The 6,243-nt window shown below is 66.5% G+C and carries 5 protein-coding genes; 3 read left to right on the top strand and 2 right to left on the bottom strand.

The features are described 5' to 3' along the window. A partial coding sequence (locus tag AC1D01_RS16805) for a cation:proton antiporter domain-containing protein (protein WP_477868189.1) occupies positions 1-1,416 on the top strand: 1,416 nt, incomplete at its 5' end. Here the strand turns inward: AC1D01_RS16805 and AC1D01_RS16800 are convergent. Continuing rightward, positions 1,417-2,160: a sulfite exporter TauE/SafE family protein gene (locus AC1D01_RS16800; RefSeq protein ID WP_477868187.1), complete on the bottom strand. Its 744-nt coding sequence runs from the start codon at positions 2,158-2,160 to the stop codon at positions 1,417-1,419. It lies immediately after the preceding gene. A gap of 55 nt (positions 2,161-2,215) precedes the next feature. Continuing rightward, complete coding sequence (locus AC1D01_RS16795) at positions 2,216-3,307, bottom strand: hypothetical protein (RefSeq protein WP_477868185.1); 1,092 nt, start codon at positions 3,305-3,307, stop codon at positions 2,216-2,218. A 113-nt stretch (positions 3,308-3,420) separates the two neighbouring features. Here AC1D01_RS16795 and AC1D01_RS16790 point away from each other — a divergent pair, with 113 nt between their 5' ends. After that, positions 3,421-3,852 (top strand): DUF1841 family protein, encoded by a 432-nt coding sequence (locus AC1D01_RS16790; RefSeq protein WP_477868183.1) that lies wholly within the window; start codon positions 3,421-3,423, stop codon positions 3,850-3,852. Positions 3,853-3,916: 64 nt separating this feature from the next. Beyond that, positions 3,917-5,758, top strand: coding sequence for a glycosyl hydrolase family 18 protein (locus AC1D01_RS16785; protein ID WP_477868181.1), 1,842 nt, complete (start codon positions 3,917-3,919; stop codon positions 5,756-5,758). Positions 5,759-6,243: the final 485 nt, after the last annotated feature.

Genomic DNA, 6,243 nt, shown 5'->3' with positions numbered 1-6,243 from the left:
GGGCCGAGCCTGCTGAGCGTGGCGCTGCTGCAGGACATCGCGGCGATCCCGATCCTCGCGCTGGTGCCGCTGCTGGCCGGGCCTTCGGATGCGCCGGAGCACGGCAGCTTCTGGCTCGGGGCCGGCAAGGCGCTGGGGGTGGTCGCGATCATCGTGCTGGGCGGGCGGCTGCTGCTGCGGCCCACGCTGCGCTGGATCGCCGGCAGCGCGACGCCCGAGATCTTCACCGCCGCGTCGCTGCTGCTGGTGGTGGCCACCGCGGCGCTGATGCAGACGGTGGGGCTGTCGATGGCGCTCGGCGCCTTCCTGGCCGGCGTGCTGCTGGCCGAGAGCGAGTACCGGCGCGAGCTCGAGACCGACATCGAGCCGTTCAAGGGGCTGCTGCTCGGGCTGTTCTTCATCGCGGTGGGGATGAGCATCGACTTCTCGATCGTGATGCAGCGGCCGCTGCTGATCGCGCTGATCGTCGGCGGCTTCCTCGGCGTGAAGGCCGCGGTGCTGTGGGCGATGGGCCGCGGGATGCCGCTGCCGAAGGCCGAGCGGCCGGTGTTCATCATCCTGCTGGCGCAGGGCGGCGAGTTCGGTTTCGTGGTGTTCCAGACCGCCACGCAGGCCGGCGTGATCGACGGGCCGACCTCGTCGCTGCTGGTGGCGGCGGTGGCCTTGTCGATGCTGCTGACGCCGCTGCTGCTGGTGGCCGCCGACCGCTGGTGGACGCCGACGCTGGCGGGCCAGAAGCGCAGCGACATCCCCGAGCTCAGCGAGCAGCAGGATGCGTCGGTGATCATCGCCGGCTTCGGCCGCTACGGGCAGATCGTCGGCCGGATGATGTTCGCCAACGGCCTGACGCCGACGGTGCTGGAGCACGACGCCGAGGCGCTGGAGGCGCTGCGCCGCTTCGGCTGGCCGGTGTTCTATGGCGACGCGACGCGGCTCGACCTGCTGCGCACCGCCGGCGCGGCGACCGCCAAGGTGCTGGTGCTGGCGATCGACGACGTGGAGCAGAGCGTGGAGGTGGCGACGCTGGTGCGCGAGAACTTCCCGCAGCTGACGATCGTCGCGCGGGCGCGCAACGTGCGGCACTACTACCGGCTGYGCGAACTGGGCGTCACGCTGATCGAGCGCGAGACGCTGGATTCGGCGCTGATGACGGCGCGCAGCACGCTCGAGCTGCTGGGCTGGCAACCGCACCAGGCGCGCAACCTGGCGCTGCGGTTCCGGCGCCACAGCATCGACCAGCTGGAGGCGATGCGCCCGCATGCGCGCGACCAGGAGCGGCTGATCGCGGTCGCGAAGGAAGGCCGGCAGCAGCTCGAGACGCGGTTCGCGCAGGAGCGCGCCGCGCCGCTGGATCGCAAGCAGCGCGCCGGCTGGGGGGGCGCGCCGGAGAAGCCCGACGAGGAAGCCGCCACCTGATCACCGCAACGCGTCGTACAGCAGCTTCACGCCGGTGAGGAACATGCCCACGTACACCAGCCGATAGAACAGCGTCGGCTCGATCCGCTTCGCGAGCCGGATGCCGATCCACACGCCGACCGGCGCGAACGGCATCAGCACCAGCGAGGTGCCGAGGTTGCGCATGTCGATCAGGCCGAGGAAGGCGTACGGGATCCACTTCGACAGGTTCACGACCGCGAAGAACGTGGCCATCGTCGCGGTGAAGATCAGCGGCGGCAGGCGCAGCGGCAGCACGTAGGCGCTGACCGGCGGTGCGCCCGCATGCGCGACGAAGCTGGTGAAGCCCGACGCGATGCCGAGCCCGAAGCCCAGCCAGCGCGGCGGCGGCGGCGCATCGGCGCGCGGCGGGAACAGCAGCCGCTGCGCGAGGAACAGCAGCGTCAGCCCGCCGACGATGCCGGCCACCGTCTTCGGCTGCAGCAGCCCGAACGACAGCGTGCCGAGCACGGTGCCGAGCAGCCCGGCCGGGATCAGCAGCCGGATCAGCGCCTTGTCGCGCTGCTGGAACAAGGCCTTCACGCCGACCGCGTCCATCACGAGCAGCAGCGGCAGCATGATGGCCGCGGCCTGCGGCACCGTGATCGACAAGGCCATCAGCGGCGTCGCGAGCGAGCCGAAACCGGCACCGAAGCCGCTCTTGGAGAGGCCCATCAACAGCACGGCCGGGATGGCGGCCGCATAGAACCAGGGATCGGAAATCATGGCGGGCATTGTCCCCGCCCGGCGGCGTCGCGCGAAGCGACGCCGCGCAACCGCGTCAGACCGTATGCGCTGCCTCGAGGAGCTGGATGCGCAAGATCTTCTTCCTGACCTCCTCGATCAGGTCCCGAGGCAGAAGATGCGGTCGCACACACAGTGCCATCTCCAACACCGGCACCAGAGGTTGCCGACGATTCGCCTTCAGTTGTTCCCGCACCTGCGGCGGCAGGCCCTGCTCTCCATCGGCGGAGACGGTCACATGGCACAAGGTCTTGACCTGCTTTGCCAGTGCCAGCAAGTCGGCGTCGACATCCGCGTCGCGCTGGAGGGAATCACCGAGATCCAGGCTTTCAAGGCAGCGGGCATGCGCCGCCGATTCGAGAAATTTGCTGGCCCCATCGCGAGCGCCGTCGATGCCGATGGGGCTCAATGGTTCCCTGAAATTCCCTGAAAGCACCAGTGTGGTCAGCTTGCATGGCCTGTCCGGCTTGAACAGTTTCTTGCCGATGACCTTCAGATCCGAGTGAGACAGAAAGCAATCCGCAAGGCTCAGCATCTCCAGGCTCTCGCTTGAAGCGACGGCCGACAGCAGGTCTCTGAATCTGTATTCATCAGCTGTTTTAGGCCCCGGATAGATACCCCAATCACCCCTGTTCTTGATGAGCTTCTGCCTGTCAAGAATCAGCATCTGCAGCTTGCTGCCTGGKCCCAGCAGCTTGGCAATTGCCGCAATATGTCTGGTCTGAACATGAAAGCTCCGACCAAGGCTGACCACCCTGAAGCCGCGAAGATTCAGCAGGGTCAGCGGCTTGTGCAGCTTGGCCCCCTCAAGGAAGCAGCTGATCGTCGGAGCAGTTGCGCCGTCGAGATTCAATGCGAACGCAGGGCATTCCGCATGCTCCACCAGCAGCGCAAGCGTCTCGACCTGCTCGAGATTCAGGTTCTGGCCCGTCAGATCGATCTCGCGCTCATCGAGGTGCTGTTGCCCCAGCAGTTCGATGATCGACGGCAGGTCTTTCTGCGCAAGGCATTCCGCCCACTGCTGGGGTGGGACGCGGCCTGTCGCGCGTATCTTCGGGGCCGGCGACCAGAGAGGAGCGGAGGAGTGATCCGGCGACTCTGAACGATTTTCTGGGCGTATTCTTTTCATTGGATGCAACCTTCATATTTGGAAGGCATGTGTGGTTCAGAGATTGACGAGGGTTCCACCCGCCGTGCTGTCGTCTGCATCACGTCCGAACGGATCTGGGCGAAAATCCACCGATGTTTGCCCCGACCCAGCACGACGTTCGCAAATTCTTCTGTGAGACCCGGCGCAAGCAGCGCGAAGGCCTGCCGCTGACGCCGATGGAAGCGGTGGCAGGCGACTGGATCGCCGAGCACCCGGAATACCACGCCGAGCTCGCCGATGAAGCCGCAGCGCTGGCCAGGGTCTACGAGGTCGAAGACGGCCGCACCAACCCCTTCCTGCACCTGTCGATGCACCTGTCGATCAGCGAGCAGGTCAGCATCGACCAGCCGACCGGCATCAAGCAGGCCTATGCCCTGCTCGCCGCGAAGCGCGGCTCGGCGCACGAGGCGCAGCACGAGATGATGGAGTGCCTGGGCGAGATGATCTGGGCCTCGCAGCGCAGCGGCCTGCCGCCGGACGGCCACAAGTACATCGACTGCGTGAGGCGCCGCGCGACGCGCTGAGCCGAGTTACCAACGCTACGGTTTGCTGACATTTGCCGAGGCGCTGATGGGTGACCATCGGCCGATGAACACCGCCCTCGCCCACCTCCGCCCGAACCGCACCGGTTTCGTCGCCACGCTCGCCTGCGTCAGCTTCGCGTGCCTTGTCACCACGTCGCAGGCCGATGCCGCGCCGTTCGTGCTGGCCTACACYGATGGCCAGATCAGCCAGTCGTACACCAACCTGCAGGCCCACCACGCGCAGCTGAGCGCCGTCGGCCTCGGCTCGGCCTACAACCTGACGGCGGCCGGCGCGATCAGCACCGAAGGCCTGACGAACACCACGCGCAGCATCATCAGCTTCGCGAAGGGCAAGGGCCTGCCGCTGTACCCGACCGTCTCGGACTACAGCAACGACGCCGGCGGTTTCGACCCGGCCATCTCGAAGGCGGTGCTCGCCAGTGCCACCAGCCGTGCGAAGGCGGTGACGAACCTGGTGAACCTCGCCACGGCGAACGGTTTTGCCGGCATCGACATCGACCTGGAGGCGGTGCAGTCGTCGGACAAGGCGAACTACAGCGCGTTCATCTCGGCGCTGGCGAGCGGCCTGCATGCGCAGGGGCTGAAGCTCGTGATCAGCATCCCGCCGAAGACCGGCGACAAGGCACCGGACTACCTGGGCGGCTACGACTACGCGGCGATCGGTGCCGCGGTCGACTACTTCCAGGTGATGACCTACGACGAGGTCGGCCCGGGCTGGGCCAGCAGCGGCTTCAACGGCGAGGTGTGGCCGGGCCCCGAATCGGGCCTGGACTGGCAGAAGGCGATCCTGTCGTACACCGTGTCGCGCGTGCCGGCCTCGAAGGTGCTGGCCGGCCTGCCGAGCTACGGCTACGACTACAGCACGGGCCAGGTGGTGCACTGGTCGAGCTATGCCGCGGTGCTGGCCTCGCATGCCAATGCGGTGCTGCAGCGCGATGCGGCATCGGCAACGCCCTATGCCACCTGGGGCACGGTGCGCAAGCAGCCGGACGGCACGGACTGGAGCAATTCGACGAAGCAGCCGGCGCTCTGGTACGACGATGCGCAGAGCATCCAGGCCAAGACCGCGCTGGTGAATGCGTATGGCCTCGCCGGCACCAGCGTGTGGGCGATGGGGTATGAAGACGCGAGCTTCTGGTCGGCGGTGAAGGTCGGGCTGGACAACGGCTCGACGGCGCCGCTGAGCATCGATGCTGCCGCTGGCACCGGTGGATCCATCGTGCCGAGCGGCTCGGTGCAGGTCGTGCAGGGTCGCAGCCAGGGCTTCAGCATCGTGCCGAACGCGGGCTACGACATCAGCTCGGTGACGGTGGATGGCGCATCGGTCGGAGCGGTGACGAGCTACACCTTCAGCGACGTGCAGGCCGGCCACTCGATCCGTGCTGCCTTCAGCGCGCGCGGCGGCAGCGGCGACACGCAGATCGAGGCRAGCGGCAGCGGCCAGGTGTGGATCAAGAACACGACGGCGCTGTCGAACGCGAACCGCCAGGCGCGCGCCGGCATCAACGACGGCAAGCTGACGACCGGTGTGACGCTGAATGCCGCCGGCGAAGGCGAGACAGGCAAGTGGGAGGCAGCCGGTGTCACGTGGACGGCGGCCAAGACAGTGTCGAAGGTGACGTTGATCAACGGCGCCATCGACAGCTACGGCAACGGCTACTTCGAATCAGGTGTGAGCCTGCAGTACACGACCGACGGCACGCGCTGGATCGAATCCGGCTGGGCGATCGCGCCGGCGTATCCGAACAGCGCAGTTGCGGGCGGTTCGAGCTACGCGTTCAGCGGCACACCGCTGGCCGGCGTGCTGGGCGTGCGGATCTCCGGCAAGACCGGCCCGCAGTCGTGGAGCGCGATCATCAACGAGCTCCTGGTGACGGGCCGCTAAGGGCGAGGCTGCTGCCGGGTCTCGCCCCGGCGGGCGAGTCACTTTCATTTGAAGCCCAAATGAAAGTAACCAAAGCAAAGGGCTTCAATACAACACCATACGGTTCGTTCAGTCTSGCTGCGGACAACACTGCCRCTTCGGCTGCACATCMMCGTTCATTGGGATTGTTGYTCTCCCGCTCCACTCGACTCGCTCGCTTCGCGTCGCATCGTCTTGCGCCTGYCGCYGCCGCGTCGTCAGGRCGATGCGCAGCGAGCTGAGTGGAGAAGAAMGGCCAACAATCCCAATGAATGTGGAGCTCCAGCCCAAGTGGCAGTGTTGTCCGCAGCGAGACTGAACGAACCGTATGGTTTTCAAAGCCCTTTGCTTTGGTTACTTTCATTTGGGCTCAAATGAAAGTGACTCGCCCGCCGGGGCGAGACCCGGCAGCAGCCTCACGCAGTGAACAAATCACCGAATCGTGATCCAGCGCCACTCCAGCCAGT

This window comes from Rhizobacter sp. P3_B12, assembly GCF_056402895.1.
The sequence above is the reverse complement of the archived record's forward strand: the minus strand, read 5'-3'. Positions and strand labels throughout refer to the sequence as shown.